17 protein-coding genes and 1 pseudogene are annotated in these 19,771 nt (G+C 55.2%); 14 read left to right on the forward strand and 4 right to left on the reverse strand.

Translation table 11 applies throughout. The features are described from left to right. Positions 1 to 5: 5 nt before the first annotated feature. Together ABFX35_RS06270 and ABFX35_RS06275 are read right to left on the reverse strand one after the other, a co-directional pair. Positions 6 to 1,346 (reverse strand): MFS transporter, encoded by a 1,341-nt coding sequence (locus ABFX35_RS06270; protein WP_346079886.1) that lies wholly within the window; start codon positions 1,344 to 1,346, stop codon positions 6 to 8. 35 nt (positions 1,347 to 1,381) lie between these two features. Further along, a complete protein-coding gene (locus ABFX35_RS06275) occupies positions 1,382 to 2,263 on the reverse strand; it encodes a polysaccharide deacetylase family protein (protein ID WP_095844703.1) in 882 nt (293 codons plus the stop codon). 446 nt (positions 2,264 to 2,709) lie between these two features. Between ABFX35_RS06275 and ABFX35_RS06280 the strand changes: the two genes are divergently transcribed. Both ABFX35_RS06280 and ABFX35_RS06285 read left to right on the forward strand, forming a co-directional pair. Next, a complete protein-coding gene (locus ABFX35_RS06280; protein ID WP_346079888.1) occupies positions 2,710 to 3,720 on the forward strand; it encodes a GntR family transcriptional regulator in 1,011 nt (336 codons plus the stop codon). A gap of 86 nt (positions 3,721 to 3,806) precedes the next feature. Beyond that, on the forward strand, positions 3,807 to 4,706 hold the full coding sequence (locus ABFX35_RS06285; protein ID WP_279028796.1) for a LysR substrate-binding domain-containing protein: 900 nt from the start codon (positions 3,807 to 3,809) through the stop codon (positions 4,704 to 4,706). Positions 4,707 to 4,867: 161 nt separating this feature from the next. Here ABFX35_RS06285 and ABFX35_RS06290 read toward each other — a convergent pair whose 3' ends face one another. Then, positions 4,868 to 5,134: a CBU_0592 family membrane protein gene (locus ABFX35_RS06290; protein WP_121554393.1), complete on the reverse strand. Its 267-nt coding sequence runs from the start codon at positions 5,132 to 5,134 to the stop codon at positions 4,868 to 4,870. 198 nt (positions 5,135 to 5,332) lie between these two features. Here ABFX35_RS06290 and ABFX35_RS06295 point away from each other — a divergent pair, with 198 nt between their 5' ends. The 6 genes from ABFX35_RS06295 to ABFX35_RS06320 all read left to right on the forward strand — a co-directional run bounded on the left by ABFX35_RS06295 (position 5,333) and on the right by ABFX35_RS06320 (position 13,048). Beyond that, complete coding sequence (locus ABFX35_RS06295) at positions 5,333 to 6,925, forward strand: ABC transporter substrate-binding protein (protein ID WP_346079890.1); 1,593 nt, start codon at positions 5,333 to 5,335, stop codon at positions 6,923 to 6,925. Further along, positions 6,925 to 7,872, forward strand: coding sequence for an ABC transporter permease (locus ABFX35_RS06300; RefSeq protein ID WP_346080867.1), 948 nt, complete (start codon positions 6,925 to 6,927; stop codon positions 7,870 to 7,872). Before ABFX35_RS06295 ends, ABFX35_RS06300 begins: the two co-directional genes overlap by 1 nt. Before the next feature lie 3 nt (positions 7,873 to 7,875). Further along, on the forward strand, positions 7,876 to 8,706 hold the full coding sequence (locus tag ABFX35_RS06305) for an ABC transporter permease (RefSeq protein WP_279028787.1): 831 nt from the start codon (positions 7,876 to 7,878) through the stop codon (positions 8,704 to 8,706). After that, positions 8,703 to 10,325, forward strand: a complete 1,623-nt coding sequence (locus ABFX35_RS06310) for an ABC transporter ATP-binding protein (protein WP_346079893.1) — start codon at positions 8,703 to 8,705, stop codon at positions 10,323 to 10,325. Before ABFX35_RS06305 ends, ABFX35_RS06310 begins: the two co-directional genes overlap by 4 nt. Further along, complete coding sequence (locus tag ABFX35_RS06315) at positions 10,322 to 12,343, forward strand: CocE/NonD family hydrolase (protein ID WP_346079895.1); 2,022 nt, start codon at positions 10,322 to 10,324, stop codon at positions 12,341 to 12,343. The genes ABFX35_RS06310 and ABFX35_RS06315 overlap by 4 nt, the downstream gene beginning before the upstream one ends. A 117-nt stretch (positions 12,344 to 12,460) precedes the next feature. After that, the gene (locus ABFX35_RS06320) at positions 12,461 to 13,048 is read left to right on the forward strand and encodes a nitroreductase family protein (protein WP_121554388.1); all 588 of its coding nucleotides are present in this window, start codon (positions 12,461 to 12,463) and stop codon (positions 13,046 to 13,048) included. A gap of 236 nt (positions 13,049 to 13,284) precedes the next feature. Here ABFX35_RS06320 and ABFX35_RS06325 read toward each other — a convergent pair whose 3' ends face one another. Continuing rightward, positions 13,285 to 14,022: a GntR family transcriptional regulator gene (locus ABFX35_RS06325; RefSeq protein ID WP_279029126.1), complete on the reverse strand. Its 738-nt coding sequence runs from the start codon at positions 14,020 to 14,022 to the stop codon at positions 13,285 to 13,287. Between the two features lie 195 nt (positions 14,023 to 14,217). Between ABFX35_RS06325 and ABFX35_RS06330 the strand changes: the two genes are divergently transcribed. From ABFX35_RS06330 to ABFX35_RS06355, 6 genes and pseudogenes are all read left to right on the forward strand, one after another. Next, positions 14,218 to 14,532: a PTS sugar transporter subunit IIB gene (locus ABFX35_RS06330; protein ID WP_346079897.1), complete on the forward strand. Its 315-nt coding sequence runs from the start codon at positions 14,218 to 14,220 to the stop codon at positions 14,530 to 14,532. A gap of 109 nt (positions 14,533 to 14,641) precedes the next feature. After that, a complete protein-coding gene (locus ABFX35_RS06335; protein ID WP_346079898.1) occupies positions 14,642 to 15,964 on the forward strand; it encodes a PTS sugar transporter subunit IIC in 1,323 nt (440 codons plus the stop codon). A gap of 25 nt (positions 15,965 to 15,989) precedes the next feature. Then, positions 15,990 to 16,301 carry a PTS lactose/cellobiose transporter subunit IIA gene (locus ABFX35_RS06340; protein ID WP_279029120.1) on the forward strand — a complete coding sequence of 104 codons (312 nt, stop codon included), beginning with the start codon at positions 15,990 to 15,992 and terminating at the stop codon, positions 16,299 to 16,301. Between the two features lie 83 nt (positions 16,302 to 16,384). Continuing rightward, positions 16,385 to 16,552: pseudogene (locus ABFX35_RS06345) on the forward strand (carbohydrate porin); the annotation flags it as partial. 167 nt (positions 16,553 to 16,719) lie between these two features. After that, complete coding sequence (locus tag ABFX35_RS06350; RefSeq protein WP_346079899.1) at positions 16,720 to 18,150, forward strand: 6-phospho-beta-glucosidase; 1,431 nt, start codon at positions 16,720 to 16,722, stop codon at positions 18,148 to 18,150. 556 nt (positions 18,151 to 18,706) lie between these two features. Next, positions 18,707 to 19,762: a 2,3-butanediol dehydrogenase gene (locus ABFX35_RS06355; RefSeq protein ID WP_346079901.1), complete on the forward strand. Its 1,056-nt coding sequence runs from the start codon at positions 18,707 to 18,709 to the stop codon at positions 19,760 to 19,762. Positions 19,763 to 19,771: the final 9 nt, after the last annotated feature.

Consider the following 19,771-nt stretch of genomic DNA (forward strand, 5'->3'; position numbering starts at 1 on the left):
GCGGTTTATTTCACGCTGTGCGGGGCCACGTGGCGGGCGAACAGCATAATGATGCCGGAGATAAAACAGGGTATCGCGCCAAACAGCAGCGCCGCCGTTTGCCAGTGGCCGCCGTCGCCAAGTACGGTGGTGGCGCCAATGCCGGCAATGATCGCCCCGACCGGCCCCATCGCGGCGATCAACGCGCCGGCGGTGGCGCGAATGGCGGTGGGGAAGCTTTCGCTGATGAAAAACAGCGCGGCGGCATAAGGGCCGATCAGGAAGAACAGGCCGACGCTGTACAGCGCAACGATGGTGGTGAAATCGCTTGGGCAATAGAGCATGGCGGTAAACGCCAGCCCGCCGAGCATCCAACCGACGGCGATGGTGTTGCGGCGCCCGAAGCGATCGCCCAGCCAGCCGTGCGTCAGGTAGCCGCAATAGCCCACCAGATTGGAGAGCACCAAAATCAGCAGCGAGTTGGCGAACGAGACGTTATGCACCTTGGTGATCACCGTGGTGCCCAGCACGCTGAAGATCTGAATGGCAAACCAGTTGAGAAGAAATGCGCCGCCCAGCACCAACGTGGCGCGCAGCGATGCCCCACGGAACGCGGCGGCCAGGCCGGCGTTCTGGTGGGTGTCGTAATCCACCTGGTAGTCGTCGGCGACCTGCCGGGCCTGTTGCGCCTCGCCGGCCTTGTGCAACTGGTGGATATGGCGGTGGATTTGGAACTGTGGGGTTTCTTTCAGCTTCAGCGCTAGCAACGCGATGACAAACGACGGCAGGGCGGCGAAGATAAAGCTGCCCTGCCAGCCAATGAGCGGCATCAACAGCGCCGTCAATGCTGAAGCGACCAACGCGCCAATGGGCCAGCCGCCCTGCACCAGGCTGTAGATAAAGCCTTTGCGGCGGTTCAGTTTTGGATCGTTGATGGCAGCATACATTTCGGTAAGGTAAGTGGCATTTACCGTCTGTTCGGCATAGCCCAGCCCGGCGACCGAGCGGATGCCGATCAGCGCGCCTTTGCTCCAGCCGCCGCCGAAGGCGGTCAGCAACGAACATACGGCGGCGCCGCCGACGGTGAAGACAATGCCCAGCCGCCGCCCAAGCCTGTCGACCAATGGGCCGATAGCCAGCGCGATCACCGCACCGCCCACCGCGACCCAGGTGGCCAGCTCTGCCTGTTCCACTTCGTTCCAGCCGAAATGCGCGCCGATTTCCGGCAGCAGGGTGCCGAACAGAATAAAATCATAGACGGCGAATACCCAGGCAAAGAACGCGATCCAGGTGGCGAATTTGACATCCCTGATGGTGAGTTGCTGGGGTTGCCAGCCGTTGACCGTGGTTTTTGTGTAGATGTTCATGTTTGCTGTCACTCATTCAATAGGGTGAATCAGGCTCAGACCGTGCGCGGTTTGCGGCGCAGGAAGTCATCGGCAATTTCATCGAAGGTCACGAAGCGCACGCCTTCATGGCTCTGGATGTGCTTGATCAGCCGTTCCAGCATCAGCAGCACCTGCGGGCGGCCGGAAACGTCGGGGTGGATCGTCATGGTGAACACCGCGTAGTCATTTTCGCGGTACACCCAGTCGAACTGATCGCGCCACATTTCTTCCAGGTGGCGCGGGTTGACGAAGCCGTGGCTGTTGGGGGATTTCTTGATGAACATCATCGGCGGCAGATCGTCCAGGTACCAATTGGCGGGGATCTCGACCAGATCGGTTTCCTCGCCGCGCTGGAGCGGTTTCATCCAACTGTCGGGCTGCTGGCTATAGTCGATGCGTGTCCAACTGTCGCCTACGCGCACATAATAAGGGTGGAAATCGTTGTGCATCAGGCTGTGATCGTACTTGATGCCCTTTTTGAGCAGCAGTTCGTTGGTGACGTTGCTAAATTCCCACCACGGGGCGACGTAGCCGGTCGGGCGTTTGCCGGCCAGTTGCGTCACCAACTCGATACAGCGATCCAGCACGGCTTCTTCTTGCACCGGCGTCATGGCGATCGGGTTTTCATGGCTGTAGCCATGCACGCCGATTTCGTGCCCGGCCTCCGCCACCGCTTTCATTTGTTGCGGGAAGGTTTCGATGGAATGCCCTGGGATAAACCAAGTGGTGCGCAGATTGTGATCGGCAAACAACTTCAGCAGGCGCGGGGCGCCCACTTCCCCGGCAAACAAGCCGCGTGAGATATCATCCGGGGAGTCTTCCCCACCGTAAGAGCCCAGCCAGCCGGCGACGGCATCCACGTCAACGCCAAATGCACACAGTATGTCTTTAGCCATGGTGTTTTCTCCTGGTTTGCGAGTTATCGCGGGTATCGGCAGCCGTGGCCGCCGGTTGAAAATCGTTGCTCACGCCGCCTGCGGCAGAAAATTGTTCATTTAATGATCTTTAAAATGTATCTTTTATATAAATGTACATTTTATGCAAGCAAGCAAAATGCCAAGTCGGCGGAACAAAGGGCTAAAAATGGCGCTGAGCGCCGGGATAGTGGCTAACCTAATGTTATTTATGGCGTTAAAATTCGACGATTTGTCTGTTCCAAGCGTGAGCCGGCACCTGACGACCCATGGTGATAAAATGAATGTTTGCATTAACGATCCATTATTGTGCGCGGCATGAGAGCGTTGTGCGATCCGGGGGCAAGGTATCGGGCGCGCCAACTGGCGGCAGGAGTGTGCCATAATGCCTGTCATTCACCTGAGGACGGTTGCTGGGTTACAAACGGATGGAAAAAGCCATAGCGGAAAAAAACGGCGGGGAAACGCGGGCGGCGGCGCGTTATGAGACGATCCGTCAGGTGCTGGATGACGCAATCCGCAGTGGTGCGGTGCCGGCCGGGCTGGTGCTGCTGGAAGGGCCGCTGGCGGAGGTCTTCGGCACCAGCCGGGTGCCGGTGCGCCGTGCGCTGGGGCTGCTGCATGAAGAAGGGCTGATAACCCGGTTTGAAGGGCGTGGCTTTATGGTCGCCGGCGCTGGGCAAACGGTGGAGCCGCAGCGCTTGCCGCTTAACCGCGCCGTGCTGGGGCTGGATCAACAGGAAGCCCTGGTGGATACGCGCAGCACCGGTGAAAAGGTGTTTAGCGATCTGCAAGAAGCGCTCTCTACCTGTATGGTGTTTGGCCATTATCAGGTGAATGAAGGGCACGCCGCGGCGTTTTACAACGTCAGCCGCAGCATTATCCGTGAAGCGCTGATGCGGCTGCGCGATCGCGGCCTGGTGGAAAAGGAACCCTACTCGCAGTGGCTGGTCGGGCCGTTGACGGCGCGCCAGATCGCCGATCACTATGAAATTCGCGCCAGCCTGGAGCCAATTGCGCTGCGCAAAGCCGCTCCGGGCGTGGCGCGCGAGCAACTGCTGGCGGCGCTAGCGCGCCTGGAACAGCTAGAGCAGGGCCGTTTTAGCCTGGCGCTGCTGGAACAGGTAGAAGAGGATCTGCATATTCTTTGCCTGGCGCCGGCCGGCAACAAAACCCTGCTGGCGATGTTGCGCCAAAGCCAATCACCGCTGATCGTCACGCGTATCTTCTATGACACGCTCGGGGTTAACGTGGAGGCGGCGATGCTCAATGAGCACCTGCTGGTGCTGCAACTGTTGCTGCAGGGGGCGTATGACTCCGCCGCGCTTGGCCTGCAGGAACACCTCAATCGTGCCCAGACACGAACCTTGCAGCGCCTGAAGGTGCTTTCCGTCCTGCCCGAGCCGGATCTACCGCCTTACCTGCTGCGCCTGAGCTAGACAATGTTGAGCGTTGGGGCTTGTCAACCTCGTTCGGCTCGCGCCATGATGTCTGCCCAATCGTTTGCCGCCAGAGTGCCACATTCATGCCGATAGAACCGTTGCCGCCGTTGAACACCCTGATTGCATTTGAAAGTGTCGCTCGCTATTGCAGTTTCTCGCAGGCCGCCGACGAGCTTAGCCTGACCCAAAGCGCGGTCAGCCGCCAGATCATTCAGTTAGAGGCGATGTTGGGCTGCAAACTGTTCTTGCGGGAACAGCGCCGGGTGATACTGACGCCGCGCGGAGAAATTTACGCCGAACAGATCCGCAAACAGCTGGCGGAGATGTCGCAGGCTACCGCCGAGGTGATGGGGTGGAACGGCCTGCCGCAGGTGACCCTGGCCTGCACCAGCGCTATGGGATCGTTGTGGTTGTCCCGGCGTTTATCCGCTTTGCGCCAGCAAATGCCCGGTTTGCAAATCAGGATGAAGATTTCCGACGGTTTTGCGCATCTGAAGCCTTCCGAGTTTGATTTGGCCATCTACTACCTGCGGGAAACGCCGCCGGATTATCAGGCGATCCCGCTTTTCGATGAAATCTGTTACCCGATGTGTTCGCCGGACTATCTTGCCCGCATGGGGGCGTGCCAGACGGCGGAGCAGCTGTTGGCGCATACGTTGCTGATACAAGACGATCCGCAGCGCGAGTGGACCGGCTGGCGCGATTGGTTTGCCGCGCAGGGCGTCGCCGGTTTTTCCCCGCAGGCCACGTGGCGAGCGAATAATTACCCATTTTTAGTACAGGCGGCGCTACAGGGCGATGGCATTTTGCTCGGTTGGGAAGGGCTGGTGCAGGATCATCTTAACCGAGGGGAACTGGTGCCTGCGCATGTCGGCAAGCTGGCGGTTGCGGGAAAGTGTTATTTATTAATTCCGCAGGATCGCTTTATCCGCCCGGTGATTCGCCGCGTGATCCAATGGCTGCAGTTATCTGTCATTGAATGAGTTTTGTGGTGTATTCTGCTGGAAAAGTCGTTTATTACCGATTGTCAATGTGGCGTGATCCTATATTCCTATCATAATATAAAGATATTCTTATTCGCTGGGTAATAAGAATATCGTATTTATGGTCGTGGCAGGCCGCTTATTCATGCGCATTTATCCATTTAAAGATAAGGGGTGTTTTTCTCAGAATAACGGCGTTTTCTGGAGCTATGCATCCCCAACAGGGTAAAAAGCAACCACATCGTTTGTGAAACAAAAGCGGCCAGGTTGAAATCGTGGCTAAGAGAATATAGGCTACATGCCCCCCCAATAATATTAAGGATGGCATAAGTATTTGAGCTTATTAATAGTTTTCTTACCTGCACCAGAGCATAGGCCAACAGGTAGCAGAACACGCCAATTAAGCCCACAAAAGTGTGCAATTCCACGCGTTATTTCCTTGCTGAAAGTTGATATAGGGGAAAATATCGCTTTCAGGGCTGTTTTACCCACGCTTTTTTTGCATACTAGCATGCTAAATATTCATACAAACACAACAAATTGTTTTGATATAAATCAGGTTCATCGTGCTGCGGTATGCCTGTGAATTACCTGCCAAAAGCAGGTCTGACACTATGGAGAAATATATGAAAAATGATAAAGCACCAGATAGAGTATTATTCCAGGGGGCGCAACTGAGTCGGCGTGGGTTTATCAGTTCTGCGGCGTTATTAGGTATTTCCTCTGCCGTATCATTATCACCATTTTCTGCGCTGGCGGCGCCGGCCCCAGCCCCGAAAAAAGGGGGGACGCTGCGCCTTGGCATGTCCGGCGGCAACACCAGCGACACATTGGACCCCACCTTGTTCAGCGATTGGGTATCGCTTAATCAGGCCTATATGCTGATGAACGGCCTGGTGGAGATCGATGAACACAATAAGGCGGTGCCTGAACTGCTGGAAAGCTGGGAAGCACGGCCGGGCGCGAAAGAGTGGGTGCTGAAAGTTCGCCAGGGCGTGACCTTCCATAACGGCAAAACGCTGGATGCCGACGATATTATCTACTCCATTAATCTGCACCGCGGCGAGCAATCCCGCAGCGCGATAAAAACCCAGCTTGCCAGCATCACGGCGTTGGAAAAAACCGGTGCAGATCAGATCACGCTGACCCTCGACAGCGGCAATGCAGACTTGCCTTATCTGCTGGCGGATTATCACCTGGTCGTGGTGCCGAACGGCTTTACCGATTGGGCACATCCGATCGGCACCGGCGGTTTTGTGTTCGAACGCTATGAGCCCGGCGTGCGTTCGCTGTTTAAACGCAACCCCCATTATTGGAAGCCGGATAGCGCCTGGGTCGATGCGGTGGAAGTCCTGGTCATCAACGATCCGACCGCCCGCACGAATGCATTGATATCCGGCCAGGTACACGCCATCAACCGGGTGGATTTCAAAACCGTCGATTTCCTCAAACGCAGCCCGATGCTACAGATTATCCGCGCTTCGGGCGGCCAGCACTTTACCTTCCTGATGGACTGCCGCGTCGCCCCGTTCAACAACAACGATGTTCGGATGGCGATCAAACATGGCATCGATCGCGAGAAAATCCTGAACACGGTGCTGCGCGGCTACGGCTCCCTGGGCAACGATCATCCGATCCCGAAAACCGACCGGTTCTTCAATCATGATCTGCCGCAGCGCATGTACGATCCCGATAAGGCCCGTTTCTATCTGAAGAAAGCCGGCCTGGAAAAACTGTCGCTGGAGCTGGCTTCTTCCGATGCGGCGTTCACCGGCGCGCTGGACGCGGCCGCGCTGTATCAGGGCCAGGCCGGCAATGCGGGGATGCAGGTCAATATCAAACGCCAGCCGGCGGACAGCTACTGGGAAGACGTGTGGATGAAAGCCCCGTTCTGTATGGGCTACTGGGGCGGCCGGCCGACGGCGGACCAGATGTTCTCAACCACTTATATGTCCAGCGCCAAATGGAACGACACCCATTGGAAAAACGACAAATTCGATGCGTTGCTGCTGCAGGCCCGCTCGTTGTTGGATGAAAACCAACGCGCGCAGCTCTACGGCGAAATGCAGAGCATCGTCCGCGACGATGGCGGCGCCATGATCCCACTGTTTGGCGATTATCTGGATGCCGCCAGCAACAAGGTTGGCGGTATCAAACCCCATCCGCTGTTTAACTTCATGGGGGGGCGCCTGGCTGAGCGTGTCTGGTTGACGTCATGATGAGAAAACATATCCTGCATCGCCTGTTGTTGGGGCTGCTGACGTTATTCCTGGTGTCGCTGCTGATTTTTGCCGGGACAGAAATGCTGCCTGGCGATGTCGCCAGCGCGATCCTTGGGCAAAACGGCACGCCGGAAACCATCGCCGCATTACGGCACCAGTTAGGGCTGGATCAGCCGGCGCTACAGCGTTATTTACACTGGCTGTTTGGCGTATTGCACGGCGATCTGGGGCATTCGCTCACCAATGGCCGGCCGATTAGCGAAGAGTTGCTGCCGCGCCTGGGTAATACCCTGTTCCTGGCGGCGTATGCGGCGCTGATCGCCATCCCGCTGGCGGTGATGCTGGGCATTGCCTCCGCCATTTGGCGCGGTTCCTGGTTCGATCGGCTGGCCAACACGTTGACGCTGCTCAGCATTTCGGTGCCAGAGTTTTTCGTCGGTTACCTGTTGGTGATTTTTTTCGCTATTCGGCTGGCCTGGTTCCCTAGCCTGGCGATGGTGGATCCCGACGCCACCTTGTGGGAGCGGCTGTATACCTGCACGTTGCCGATGTTGACGCTGGTGCTGGTGGTGTTGGCCCATATGCTGCGCATGACGCGCGCGTCGGTGGGGGCGGTGATGTCCAGCAGCTATATCGAAACGGCGGTGCTGAAAGGCATTCCGCGCTGGCGCATCGTGCTGGGCCACGCGTTGCCGAATGCGTTGGCGCCGATCATCAACGTTATCGCCTTCAACCTGGCTTATCTGATCGTCGGGGTGATATTGGTCGAGGTGGTGTTCGTCTATCCGGGGATTGGGCAACTGATGGTCGATGCCGTGACCAAACGGGATTTGCCGGTAGTGCAGGCCTGCGGCCTGTTGTTTGGCGGCACTTATATCCTGTTGAATACCGCCGCCGATCTGTTGGCGATCTGGTGTAATCCGCGGTTGCGGCATGCGAGGTAAATCATGAAACGAATCAAAGGAATATCGCTGCCGCTCTCGGCTATGATCGGCTTGTTTATCATTGGGGTTAATCTCTTCGGCGCGTTGTTTGCGCCCTGGATTGCGCCGCATACGGAAACCGATTCGATCGGGGATATTTGGATGCTGCCTTCGCTGCAGATGCCGCTGGGCACCGATAATCTGGGGCGTGACATGCTGTCGCGTATTCTGTTCGGCGCCCGTACCACCATCGCCATTGCGCTGGCGATTACCTTCAGCTCATTTGTGATCGGTATCATTACCGGCTTTATGGCGGCGATTTGCGGGAAATGGGTGGATATGGTGCTGACGCGCGTTGTGGATACCCTGATGTCGATCCCGGTGCTGATTTTGGCGCTGATCGTGCTCTCGGTGATGGGGACGTCAATTCCGGTGCTGGTGGCGACCATCGCCTTGTTGGACGCCACGCGGGTGTTTCGTCTGGCCCGCCTGGTGGCGCAGGGGATTGTTTGCCAGGAGTACGTCGAGGTGGCACGCCTGCGCGGCGAAGGGCTGTTTTGGGTGCTGCGCAAAGAGATCCTGCCCAATGCCATTCCCCCGCTGTTAGCGGAGTTTGGCATGCGCTTCTGCTTTACCTTCCTGTTTATTGCCGGCCTGAGTTTCCTTGGCCTTGGTATCCAACCGCCTTATGCCGACTGGGGCAGTATGGTGCGCGACAATGCGCAGGCGATTAATTTTGGCCAACTGGCGCCGTTGTACCCGGCGGCGGCCATTGCCCTGCTGACCATCGGTGTGAACCTGGTGGTGGATTGGCTATTGGCGCGCAATAACGTGTCATTGGGGGACGGAGCATGAGCGACAACATTCTTGAAATGCGTCATCTGGGCATTGAAACCGTCAATGGTATGCCTCTGGTGCAAGACATTTCTTTGACGCTGCGGCGGGGAGAAGTGCTGGGGCTGATCGGCGAATCCGGCGCCGGTAAATCGACCATCGGCCTGGCGGCGCTCGGCTATGCGCGCCAGGGCTGCCGTTTCAGCGCCGGCGAAGTGTTGCTGGCGGGCGAGGATATTCTGCGGTTACCGGCGGCGCAGCGGCGTGATTTACGCGGCAAACGGGTCGCTTACGTGGCGCAAAGCGCCGCGGCGGCCTTCAACCCCGCGTTGACCATCGGCAAACAGGTTTGTGAAGGGCCGTTGCGCCATGGCTTGATGAACAAGGCGCAGGCCCATGCCTGGGCGGTGACGCTGTTTAAAGCGCTGGATCTGCCGGATCCGGAAAATATCGGTAAGCGCTATCCGCATCAGCTCTCCGGCGGCCAGTTGCAGCGCGCGATGGCGGCGATGGCGATGTCTTGCCGGCCGGATTTGCTGGTGATGGATGAGCCGACCACCGCGCTTGACGTGACGACCCAGATCGAAGTGCTGGTGATGCTGCGCAATCTGGTGCGTGAATTCAATACCGCCGCGCTGTATATCACCCACGATCTGGCCGTGGTCGCGCAGATTGCCGATCGGATCATGGTGCTGCGCCAGGGCCGGGAGGTGGAAACCGGCACCACACAGGCCATCTTGCAGAACCCTCAGCAAGATTACACCTGCCGCCTGGTTGCCGAGCGTTCCCATCTCTTCGCACGGGATGAGCAGAGCGCAGAGGATGGCGAAGCGCTGCTGACGGTGAAAAATCTCTCGACCGGCTATAACGGCCAGCGCGTGGTGCATGGCGTGAGTCTGGCGCTGCGCCGCGGCCAAACGCTGGCGGTGATCGGCGAATCCGGCAGTGGGAAAAGCACGTTGGCCAGGGCGCTGACCGGCCTGTTGCCCGATACCGAGGGTGACGTTGTGTTTGATGGGCAACCGTTGGACAACCGCTATCAACGGCGCGGCAAGGAAACGCTGCGCCGCATGCAAATGATTTATCAGTTACCGGATGTGGCCCTCAATCCGCGCCAGACGCTGTTGGAACTGATTGGGCGCCCGGTGGCGTTTTACTTCGGCCTTGGGCGGCAACAGGTACGGCAGCGGGTGGAGGAACTGCTGCAGTTAACCGAATTGCCGCTTAGCCTGATGGACCGTTATCCCGGCGAACTGTCCGGCGGCCAAAAACAGCGTGTTTGCATCGCCCGTGCGCTGGCCGCCAACCCGGATCTGATCATCTGCGACGAGGCGACGTCGGCGCTTGACCCACTGGTGGCGGAAGGGGTGTTGAACCTGTTGCGCCGCCTGCAGCAGCGACTGGGGCTTTCCTACCTGTTCATCACCCACGATCTTGGCACCGTGCGGCGCATCGCACACGATGTGGCGGTGATGTACCGTGGCGATATCGTCGCGCAGGGGGCGACCGAACAGGTGTTCAGCCCGCCGATGCACAGCTATACCGAGGCGCTGCTCAATTCCGTGCCGGAAATGCGCACATCCTGGCTGGATGAGGTGCTGGGCAAACGGGAACAAACCTTATCAACAGGAGCTATATGAAACAGATCGTCTGTGATTTTCCCCATGCGGTGACCGTAACCGAACACCTGTGGATCCCACTTCGCGACGGCACCCGCCTTGCCGCACGCATGTGGCTGCCGGATTCGGCGGCGCAAGCGCCGGTGCCGGCGATCCTGGAATACATTCCCTACCGCAAACGTGACGGCACCCGAACCCGTGATGAACCGATGCACGGCTATTTTTCCGGCCACGGCTATGCCGTTTTACGGGTGGATATGCGCGGCAGCGGCGATTCCGACGGCCATCTGGCGGATGAATATCTGTTGCAGGAACAGGAAGACGCGCTCGAGGTGATCGATTGGATTAGCCGCCAACCCTGGTGCAGCGGCGCGGTAGGCATGATGGGCAAATCCTGGGGGGGCTTCAACTGTCTGCAGTTGGCCGCTCGTCGGCCGCCGGCGCTGAAGGCGATCATTACCGTGTGTTCAACCGACGATCGCTACAATGACGATATCCACTATAAGGGCGGCTGCCTACTCAACGACAACCTGTGGTGGGGCGGCATTATGATGGCCTACCAGAGCCGGCCGCTGGATCCCGAATTAGTGGGGGAAGAGGGCCACCAGGCGTGGCTGGCGCGGTTGGAAAACATGCCGCTGTTCCCCGCGCTCTGGATGGAGCACCCCCTGCGTGACGACTACTGGCGGCATGGTTCTGTGTGTGAGGACTGGGCGGCGATCCAGTGCCCGGTGATGGCGGTGGGCGGCTGGGCGGACTCCTACAGTAACGCCGTTTTCCGCCTGATGGATAACCTGCAGGTGCCAAGCCGCGCCATTCTCGGCCCGTGGGCGCATGTCTACCCACAGGACGGTACGCCGGCGCCGGCCATCGGCTTTTTGCAAGAGGGCATGCGCTGGTGGGATCACTGGTTGAAAGGCGAAGACAACGATGTGATGGCCGGGCCTCGCGTGCAGGCCTGGCTTTGCGACAGCCAGCCGCCATCATCACAACGCCCGGCGGCCAAAGGCGAGTGGGTCGGCTTCAACAGCGGCACGGCGGATAACGTGGACGCGCGCACGTGGTATCTGGCGCGCGGCCAGTTGAATACGCAACCGAAAGGCTCTGCCGGCTGGATCGATGTCTGTTCGCCGCAAACCCATGGCCTGATGGGCGGCGAATGGATGGGGGCCGGGGTGCTGGGGGAAAGCCCGGCGGATCAGCGGATTGACGATGGCCAGGCGGTGGTTTTTGACGGCGAGCCTTTGGCGGAGCCGCTGGCCCTGTTTGGCTTCCCGGTGTTTTCCGTGGTGCTCAAAAGTGATAAACCGGCGGCGATGTTGTATGTGCGCCTCTCGGACGTGGCGCCCGATGGCGCCGTCAATCGGGTTACGCACGGCTGGGTAAACCTGGCTCATTTGCAGGGCCAGGATCGGCACGTGCCGTTGACGCCGGGGGAACCGGTGACGGTAGATGTGCAACTTGACGCCATCGCCTGGCGATTTGCCGCCGGGCACCGGATCCGTGTTTCGCTGGCCACCACCTTCTGGCCGATGATCTGGCCGATGGCGGAAGAGGCGACGCTCTCGCTGGATCTGGCCAGCGCACGCCTGGCTCTGCCGGTTTGCGACAAGCCGCTGCCGATCGCTGGCCCAGCGCCACAGCCGATGACGGCTGCCGACACTCCGTTGACCGTACTTTCGCCCGGGCGTGTGGAGCGTCATCTGCATTACGATGTCCTGACGGATACCTGGACCAGCGTAACCGAAGGCATCGGCGGGGTATTCGGTGAAGGCGTGTACCGCTTTGACGATATCGGTACCGTGGTCGATCATAGCCTGCGTCGCCAACTGACGATCCGCAGCCGCGATCCGCTTTCCGCGCATTACCTGCTGACGCAAACGATGAAAATCGGCCGCGAGGGCTGGTGGACTGAGGCGGACGTGGTGCTGGAGTTGCGCAGCGATCTGACGCATTTCATCCTGGACGCCAGGATGGCGGTAACGTTTAACGGCCAGCCTGTGGCCGACAAGAACTGGCAGCGGCGCATCCCACGCTGATCCGTTGCCGGTGTGCCATCCTGTTTTGTGCGGGATGGCACAAAATCGAAATTTTTTTCACCTGACATATGGGAATATCAAGCGGTTTACCTTCTGTTTACATCATGAGAGATGCTTATGAGCCAGACAAGAATCCCGGATTACCCGATAGATGCACAGTTTGTTGAACGTTGGTCGCCGCGCGCGTTGAAGAATGATGCGATCGATGATGAAACCCTGCTGAGTCTGTTTGAAGCCGCGCGCTGGGCGCCTTCCGCTTACAATCTGCAGCCTTGGCGCTTTAGCTATAGCAAAAACGGCTCCGCCAGCTGGGGCGATTACCTGGATTTTCTGATTGATTTCAATCGGGGCTGGGCGCAGCACGCCTCGGCGCTGGTGGTGGTGGTGTCGAAGACCACCAGCCAAAATGGCGAGCGCGAAGTCAGCAACCCGAGCCATGCGTTTGATACCGGCGCCGCCTGGGCCAACCTGGCGCTGCAGGCGCATCTCAAAGGCTGGCAGACCCACTGCATGGGCGGTGTGCACCATGACAAGATCAAAGCGGCGTTAAAGCTGCCGGACAACTATGCGGTGCACGGCATGATCGCCATCGGCAAGCCCGGCGATAAGGGGCTGCTGCCGGACTTCCTGCAGCAGAAGGAAGCCCAAAGCGGCCGCCTGGCGGTGGGGGATACGGTCGCCGAAGGGTTGAACGTTAAGCTGTAAGCCATGCCGCGTTTGCGCGGCGCAATGGTATTAACGACCAGCAGGCCGGGCAGGGGATGATGCCCGGCCTGCTGCTTTTTACACTGTTGGGGAATAAATATGGCGAAACAGCACGATGAGCCCCGGTAAACGACAAAAAACTGTAGCAGAGGCCGTTTGGGCGCGAAGGTTAAGCCCGCTTGGCTTTTATCGTTGTGGATGCAAACCGTATAAATAAAGGAAACAGTCTCAACATGTCATTCTATGAAGGTATTCCCCACAGCGCTAAAGTTTCGTGGGAAGTAATATTTTATCTGGAATTCATACATATTGGTATAAAGAATTGAGTAGTCAATGGGGTGGTCTTCCTCATCAACGGCTTGAGTATACATTTTTATAATCGGATCTTGCGTGCTAGTCCTTAAAATAGTGGCTAATTCTACAGAAGGATTGATGGCTAACACAGATTGATAACTCCCTTTTATTTTTACCCCGCATTTATCCTCTATGTATGAATATTTTGATTGTAAGACATGCGAAAATGACAGTTCAGGAAAACGGGTTGCTGACATCCAGCTTTCTTCTAACTGTATGGGAATATTGTTGATCAGCCGTAATCTTTTCACGTAGTAGACCGGTTCCCCAGGGAGAAGTTGAAGCATCTTCGAGATTTCCTCAGAGGCATGCTGTAACTCGAATTTAAGCACCTGGCTAGACGGCGTTTTATTTTCACTATTAACGATCTGTGTAAAGCTAAAGCTATCTGAACGGTTGGTTGCTGTCTGAAAGTATTTTTTCTTGATCCGGCTTCCTGAACCATGACGTCGTTCAATCCATCCATCATCTTCTAATTCTTTCAGTGCCTTACGTAGCGTGTTACGTGAGATGGTGTACTGCTTGGCCAGCTCTTTCTCCGATGGAAGGAAATCCCCAATGTTATAATTAGAACCATTGATTTCTATTTTAAGCATATTGATTATGTTCTTATAGATCATTTATGAACCTCTTGGGGGCTTTATAGAACATGATGTTATCATTAATCCATTAATTTCTAAAAAAATAGGTTCATATTTTAGGCTTTTTTTGAACGACTTTACAATTTCTAACTGTGATCTGCTTCACAGTTGCACATATTTATACTTATTAAAGTACCTGTCAATTAATGTCGTTAAATGAAAAGGATGAATGGCGTGACTACTATATTATTAGTATGTGCGGCTGGGATGTCGACCAGCATGCTGGTTAATCGAATGAAAGTGTACGCTCAAGGTGAAAATATTTCGGTGAATATCAATGCGCTGGCTATTTCGGAAGCCAAGGAAAAAATCAAAAAAAATGAAGTTGATGTTGTTCTGCTTGGGCCACAGGTGCGTTTTCAGAAAAAAGAAATAGAGGATGTGGCGCAAGGTTTGCTGCCAGTAGCGGTTATTGATATGAAGTCTTATGGAGAAATGAATGGCAAGGCAGTGTTGGAATTTGCGCTGGCGTTACTGGCGAAAAAATAATCCTTCAATTGATTTTCAGGTTGCAATGAAAGGTCTTATTGCTGGCGCTATTAGTCTATGTACGTTTCCTGAATAAATTATATTTAATGATTGAATATAGGGATTTATCATGAGTTTTATGGGCGCTTTTGAACGAGGCATGGAAAAAATCCTTGTTCCCATCGCAATAAAATTAAATTCGCAGATCCATGTATCGGCAATTCGGGATGCGTTTATTTTATCTTTTCCGATTGTCATGGCCAGTTCTCTGATTATTCTCATCAATTTTGCTATTTTATCCCCTGATGGTTTTATCGCCAGTATCCTACATTTAGGGGAGATATTTCCGCATCTGGCCGATGCGCAGCAAGTTTTTACCCCGGTAATGAACGGTTCAGTCAATATCATGGCGCTATTAATTGCTTTCCTGGTGGCGCGAAATATCGCGATTAGCTATCAGCAAGACGATTTGCTCTGCGGCCTGACGGCGATTGGCGCATTCTTCGTGGTGTATACGCCTTACACCATTATTGACGGCCAAGCCTATCTGACCACCAAATACCTTGGGCCACAAGGGCTGTTTGTTGCCATCATCGTCGCGCTGATCGCCAGCGAAGTCTTTTGCCGCCTGGCACGTAATCCAAGGGTTACGATTAACATGCCGGCCGCAGTGCCACCTGCGGTGACGCGGTCGTTCAAAGTGCTTTTGCCGATTTTCTGTGTGATGGTTTTCTTTTCTATCGCCAACTACCTGTTGACGAAGATTTCACCTAATGGGCTTAACGATCTGATCTACTCCTTGATCCAGGCGCCGTTAAAAGAGATGGGAACCAATATCGTCACGGTATTGATTCTTGGTGTAGTGACTAACTTCCTTTGGATCCTGGGAATTCATGGGCCAAATACGATTGCCACAATTCGTGAAATGATTTTCTCGGAAGCTAACCTGGAAAACCTCGCCTACACCGCTTCGCACGGCACCACCTGGGGAGCGCCGTATCCGATAACCTGGAGTAGTATCAACGATGCCTTCGCCAACTGCGGCGGGTCGGGAATGACGCTGGGCCTGTTGCTGGCGATCTTTATCGCCTCCCGGCGCCAAGATTACCGTAGCCTGGCGAAAATGTCTTTCGTACCCGGCCTGTTTAATATTAATGAACCCGTGATGTTTGGTCTGCCGATTGTGCTGAACCCGATTCTGGTTATTCCGTTTATCTTAGTGCCTTTTGTTAACGCACTGATCGGTTATTTCTTTATCAGCATGGAGTTTATTCCACCTGTCGCTTATGCCGTGCCGTGGACGACGCCGGGCCCACTTATCGCCTTCTTCGGCACCGGCGGCAACTGGTTAGCGCTGTGTGTCGGTTTCCTATGCCTGGGTGTTTCTACCCTGATTTATTTACCGTTTGTGATTGCCGCTAATAAGGTGAATGCCGCTGTGGCCACTGAATAATTCAATATTTCCAGGAGAGATGAATATGTTTGCTGATGAAAGCACGATTATGGAACTGCTTATCCATGCGGGGCAGGCGCGCTCGGATGCAATGGAGGCGATAGCCGCTTCGCGTTGCCATGAGTGGCCGCGCGCGGAGGCGTTGATGGCCAGTTCAGAAGCCGCTTGCCGCGAAGCGCATCGTATACAAACGATACTTATCGGGCAGGATGAAGGATGCGGAAAAATTAATGTTAACCTGATCCTTGTTCATGCACAGGATCATTTAATGACCGCTATGCTGTGCCAGGATTTAGCCAAAGAAATTATTGCCCTACGTAAAGAAATGACTACCTGAAGCTATTTGCTTTGGCCTCACGGCTGAACGAAAATTATAATAATACGTAAAGATACCCTATGAATCCAAATAAATTAAAGGTTGGATTACATGCGCTAAAAGTTGGGGAAACCTTATTAGAATCTCGTCCTGAAATTCGTTTTTACGGAACGTATATTAATATTCTCGACAACGAATTGTCCCGGTTTAATTTTAGTCAGGATAGCAAAGATGAATTTATGCTTTGCGTGCAGGCAGAGGTCTGGTGGTAACTGTTATCCCTTTCGGTGCCTGCATTTATAAACATGTCAATATATTCGAACTGCTGTCGATATTAATTGGCTGCGATATCGTCGAACGTCCGAGATTATTAGTGCGGTTTATCACGTCAATAAAAAATATAGCTCGCTGAATAAGCGAGCGCTTATGAGGAGAAAGTATGTCTGGATTTAAAGAAGGTTTTCTGTGGGGCGGAGCGGTCGCTGCACATCAGTTAGAAGGCGGTTGGAAAGAAGGCGGTAAGGGAGTGAGCATCGCCGATGTGATGACGGCTGGCGCGCATGGCATGCCGCGCGAAATCACCGACGGCGTGCTGCCGGGTAAAAATTATCCTAACCATGAAGCCATTGATTTTTATCACCGTTATAAGGATGACATTCAGCTTTTCGCCGAGATGGGGTTTAAATGTTTCCGCACTTCGATTGCCTGGGCGCGTATTTTCCCATTGGGCGACGAACTGGAACCCAACGAAGCCGGCCTGCAGTTCTATGATGACCTGTTTGATGAATGCCTGAAGTTCGGCATTGAACCTGTGATAACCCTCTCTCACTTCGAAATGCCTTACTATCTGGTTACTGAATATGGTGGCTGGCGTAACCGTAAACTGATCGACTTCTTTGTGCGTTTTGCCCAGGTGGTATTTACCCGTTATCAGCACAAAGTGAAATACTGGATGACCTTTAACGAGATTAACAACCAGGCGAATTTCCATGAGGATTTTGCGCCGTTCACTAACTCCGGTTTGAAATACCAACCAGGTGAGGATCGCGAGCGGCTAATGTACCAGGCTGCGCATTATGAGCTGGTTGCCAGCGCGTTAGCGGTGAAAGTTGCTCGCGAAATTAATTCGTCGCTACGGGTAGGTTGTATGATAGCGATGTGCCCGATTTACCCGTTGAGCTGTGCGCCGAATGACATGATGATGGCGATGAACGCTATGCACCGTCGTTATTGGTTTACCGATGTTCATGTGCGCGGCAAGTATCCCCCGCATCTGCTGAACTACTTTAAACGTCGCGGTTTTGCTTTGGATATTACGGCAGACGACTGTCAAGCGCTGGGCCAGGGGCGCGTCGACTATATCGGTTTTAGCTACTATATGTCGTTTGCCACTAAAGCCACCGATGACAATCCGCAGTTGGATTACCATGAAACGAAGAGCCTGGTTTCTAACCCCTATGTGCAGAAGTCGCAGTGGGGCTGGCAGATTGATCCGGTGGGGCTGCGTTATTCCCTGAACTGGTTTTGGGATCACTATCAACTGCCGATGTTTATCGTAGAGAATGGTTTTGGTGCTATTGATGTGTTGGAGAACGACGGTATGGTGAACGACCAGTACCGTATCGATTATCTCTCTGCGCATATTGCGGAAATGAAAAAAGCGGTGGTGGAAGACGGTGTCGATCTGATGGGTTACACCCCATGGGGCTGCATCGACCTTGTTTCCGCTGGCACCGGCGAAATGAAAAAGCGCTATGGTTTTATTTATGTCGATAAAGATAATGAAGGCAATGGCTCCTTGGCGCGTAGCCCTAAGAAATCTTTTACCTGGTTCCAGAACGTTATCGCGAGTAATGGCGACACGCTGTAAAGATTAAAACGGCACGTTTATGCCTGCTTGCAGCTTGCTCCAGCGGATGTTCAGCGTGGGAATAATCCGCTATTTGTCTTGCCACCAGTAAAATCTCACGCTGTCGGCGGCCTCGTCGCCGCCATTCAATTATATTTGCGGTCGGTTTCGCTGCAACGTGGCAGCGTTTCATTGTGGTATTGATGATATGTTCGAAGCGCTGCAACTCAAATTCGGCAGTTGGCCTGATAAAAAATACCTGCTGGTTATCTCTCATCCATCAGCAGACGGCGGATCATCGCTTTTTTGACATTCCCGTTGCGGTTGTCACCTGTGACACCTGTAGCATCTTCCCTCGTCCTTTTTCCTCAATGACATCCTTCGCTTTTTATCACCTTGATTTAACAACCATTAATTATTTTCAGCCGTTGGCACGGCTTTCGCTTATCTGCTGGCATGCCGCTTCGGCAAGCTCTCGGTGTTTTCAGCTCTCGGCGGTCGGCCGCAGGCTGAGATCTCGCACGGTATAAACCGGTGAACTGGGGTTCATTCTTCCGACTCTTGACTGGAGGTATTTGTGAAAGCAGCGCGTTGGTACAAGGCCCGCGATATCCGGGTTGAAGACATTGCAGAACCTACCGTCTCTGCCGGGCAGGTGAAGATCAAAGTGGCGTGGACTGGCATTTGCGGTAGCGATCTGCACGAATACATCGCCGGGCCGATTTTTATTCCGGTTAATGCGCCACACCCGCTCAGCCACGATCGCGCGCCGATCGTGCTTGGCCATGAGTTTTCCGGTGAGGTGGTGGCCGTGGGCAGCGGCGTGACGCACTGCCAACCGGGCGATCGGGTGGTGGTGGAACCGATTCTGGCCTGCGGCCACTGCGCCGCCTGCAAGCAAGATAAGTACAATCTGTGCAGCCAGCTTGGCTTCCACGGCCTGTCGGGCGGCGGCGGCGGGTTTGCCAGCTATACCGTGGTGCAGGAGCAGCGGGTGCACAAGATGCCGGATGCGCTGTCCTTTGAACAAGGGGCGCTGGTGGAACCGGCGGCGGTGGCGCTGCATGCGGTGCGCATGAGCCGGTTGAAGGCCGGCGACAAGGCGGCGGTGTTTGGTGCCGGGCCAATCGGCCTGCTGATTATTGAGGCGCTGCGTGCGGCGGGCGCCAGTGAGATCTATGCCGTTGAGCTTTCTCCGCAGCGGGCGGCCAAAGCAACGGAATTGGGCGCCAGGGCAGTGTTCGATCCCGGCAAAGAAGATGCGGTTGCCCGCTTACAGGCGCTGAGCGACGGCGGGGTGGATGTGGCGTTTGAAGTCACCGGCGTGCCGGCGGTGCTGGCGCAGTGTATCAGCAGCACCCATTACGAAGGGGAAACCGTTGTGGTTTCCATCTGGGAAAAAGAAGCCTCGTTTCAGCCCAATACGCTGGTGCTGCATGAGCGCTCGGTGAAAGGCATCATCGCCTATCGGCATATATTCCCGGCGGTAATGGAACTGATGACCCGCGGCTATTTTCAGGCCGATAAGCTGGTGAGCAAGAAGATCCTGTTAGACGACATTGTCGAGCAGGGGTTTGAAACGCTAGTGCGCGAAAAGCAACAGGTCAAAATTCTGGTGCAGCCGCCGGTATAGCGCACGTTT

It is taken from the genome of Gibbsiella dentisursi, assembly GCF_039539505.1.
Classification (GTDB): Bacteria; Pseudomonadota; Gammaproteobacteria; order Enterobacterales; family Enterobacteriaceae; genus Gibbsiella; species Gibbsiella quercinecans.

Excerpts from the sequence above, each read along its gene's own strand:
- ABFX35_RS06335 (WP_346079898.1), top strand. The coding sequence starts at position 14,642 with ATGAGTTTTATGGGCGCTTTTGAACGAGGCATGGAAAAAATCCTTGTT.
- ABFX35_RS06295 (WP_346079890.1), top strand. The coding sequence starts at position 5,333 with ATGAAAAATGATAAAGCACCAGATAGAGTATTATTCCAGGGGGCGCAA.
- ABFX35_RS06325 (WP_279029126.1), bottom strand. The coding sequence starts at position 14,022 with ATGATCTATAAGAACATAATCAATATGCTTAAAATAGAAATCAATGGT.
- ABFX35_RS06275 (WP_095844703.1), bottom strand. The coding sequence starts at position 2,263 with ATGGCTAAAGACATACTGTGTGCATTTGGCGTTGACGTGGATGCCGTC.
- ABFX35_RS06315 (WP_346079895.1), top strand. The coding sequence starts at position 10,322 with ATGAAACAGATCGTCTGTGATTTTCCCCATGCGGTGACCGTAACCGAA.
- ABFX35_RS06270 (WP_346079886.1), bottom strand. The coding sequence starts at position 1,346 with ATGAACATCTACACAAAAACCACGGTCAACGGCTGGCAACCCCAGCAA.
- ABFX35_RS06350 (WP_346079899.1), top strand. The coding sequence starts at position 16,720 with ATGTCTGGATTTAAAGAAGGTTTTCTGTGGGGCGGAGCGGTCGCTGCA.
- ABFX35_RS06310 (WP_346079893.1), top strand. The coding sequence starts at position 8,703 with ATGAGCGACAACATTCTTGAAATGCGTCATCTGGGCATTGAAACCGTC.
- ABFX35_RS06340 (WP_279029120.1), top strand. The coding sequence starts at position 15,990 with ATGTTTGCTGATGAAAGCACGATTATGGAACTGCTTATCCATGCGGGG.
- ABFX35_RS06320 (WP_121554388.1), top strand. The coding sequence starts at position 12,461 with ATGAGCCAGACAAGAATCCCGGATTACCCGATAGATGCACAGTTTGTT.
- ABFX35_RS06305 (WP_279028787.1), top strand. The coding sequence starts at position 7,876 with ATGAAACGAATCAAAGGAATATCGCTGCCGCTCTCGGCTATGATCGGC.
- ABFX35_RS06300 (WP_346080867.1), top strand. The coding sequence starts at position 6,925 with ATGAGAAAACATATCCTGCATCGCCTGTTGTTGGGGCTGCTGACGTTA.
- ABFX35_RS06280 (WP_346079888.1), top strand. The coding sequence starts at position 2,710 with ATGGAAAAAGCCATAGCGGAAAAAAACGGCGGGGAAACGCGGGCGGCG.
- ABFX35_RS06285 (WP_279028796.1), top strand. The coding sequence starts at position 3,807 with ATGCCGATAGAACCGTTGCCGCCGTTGAACACCCTGATTGCATTTGAA.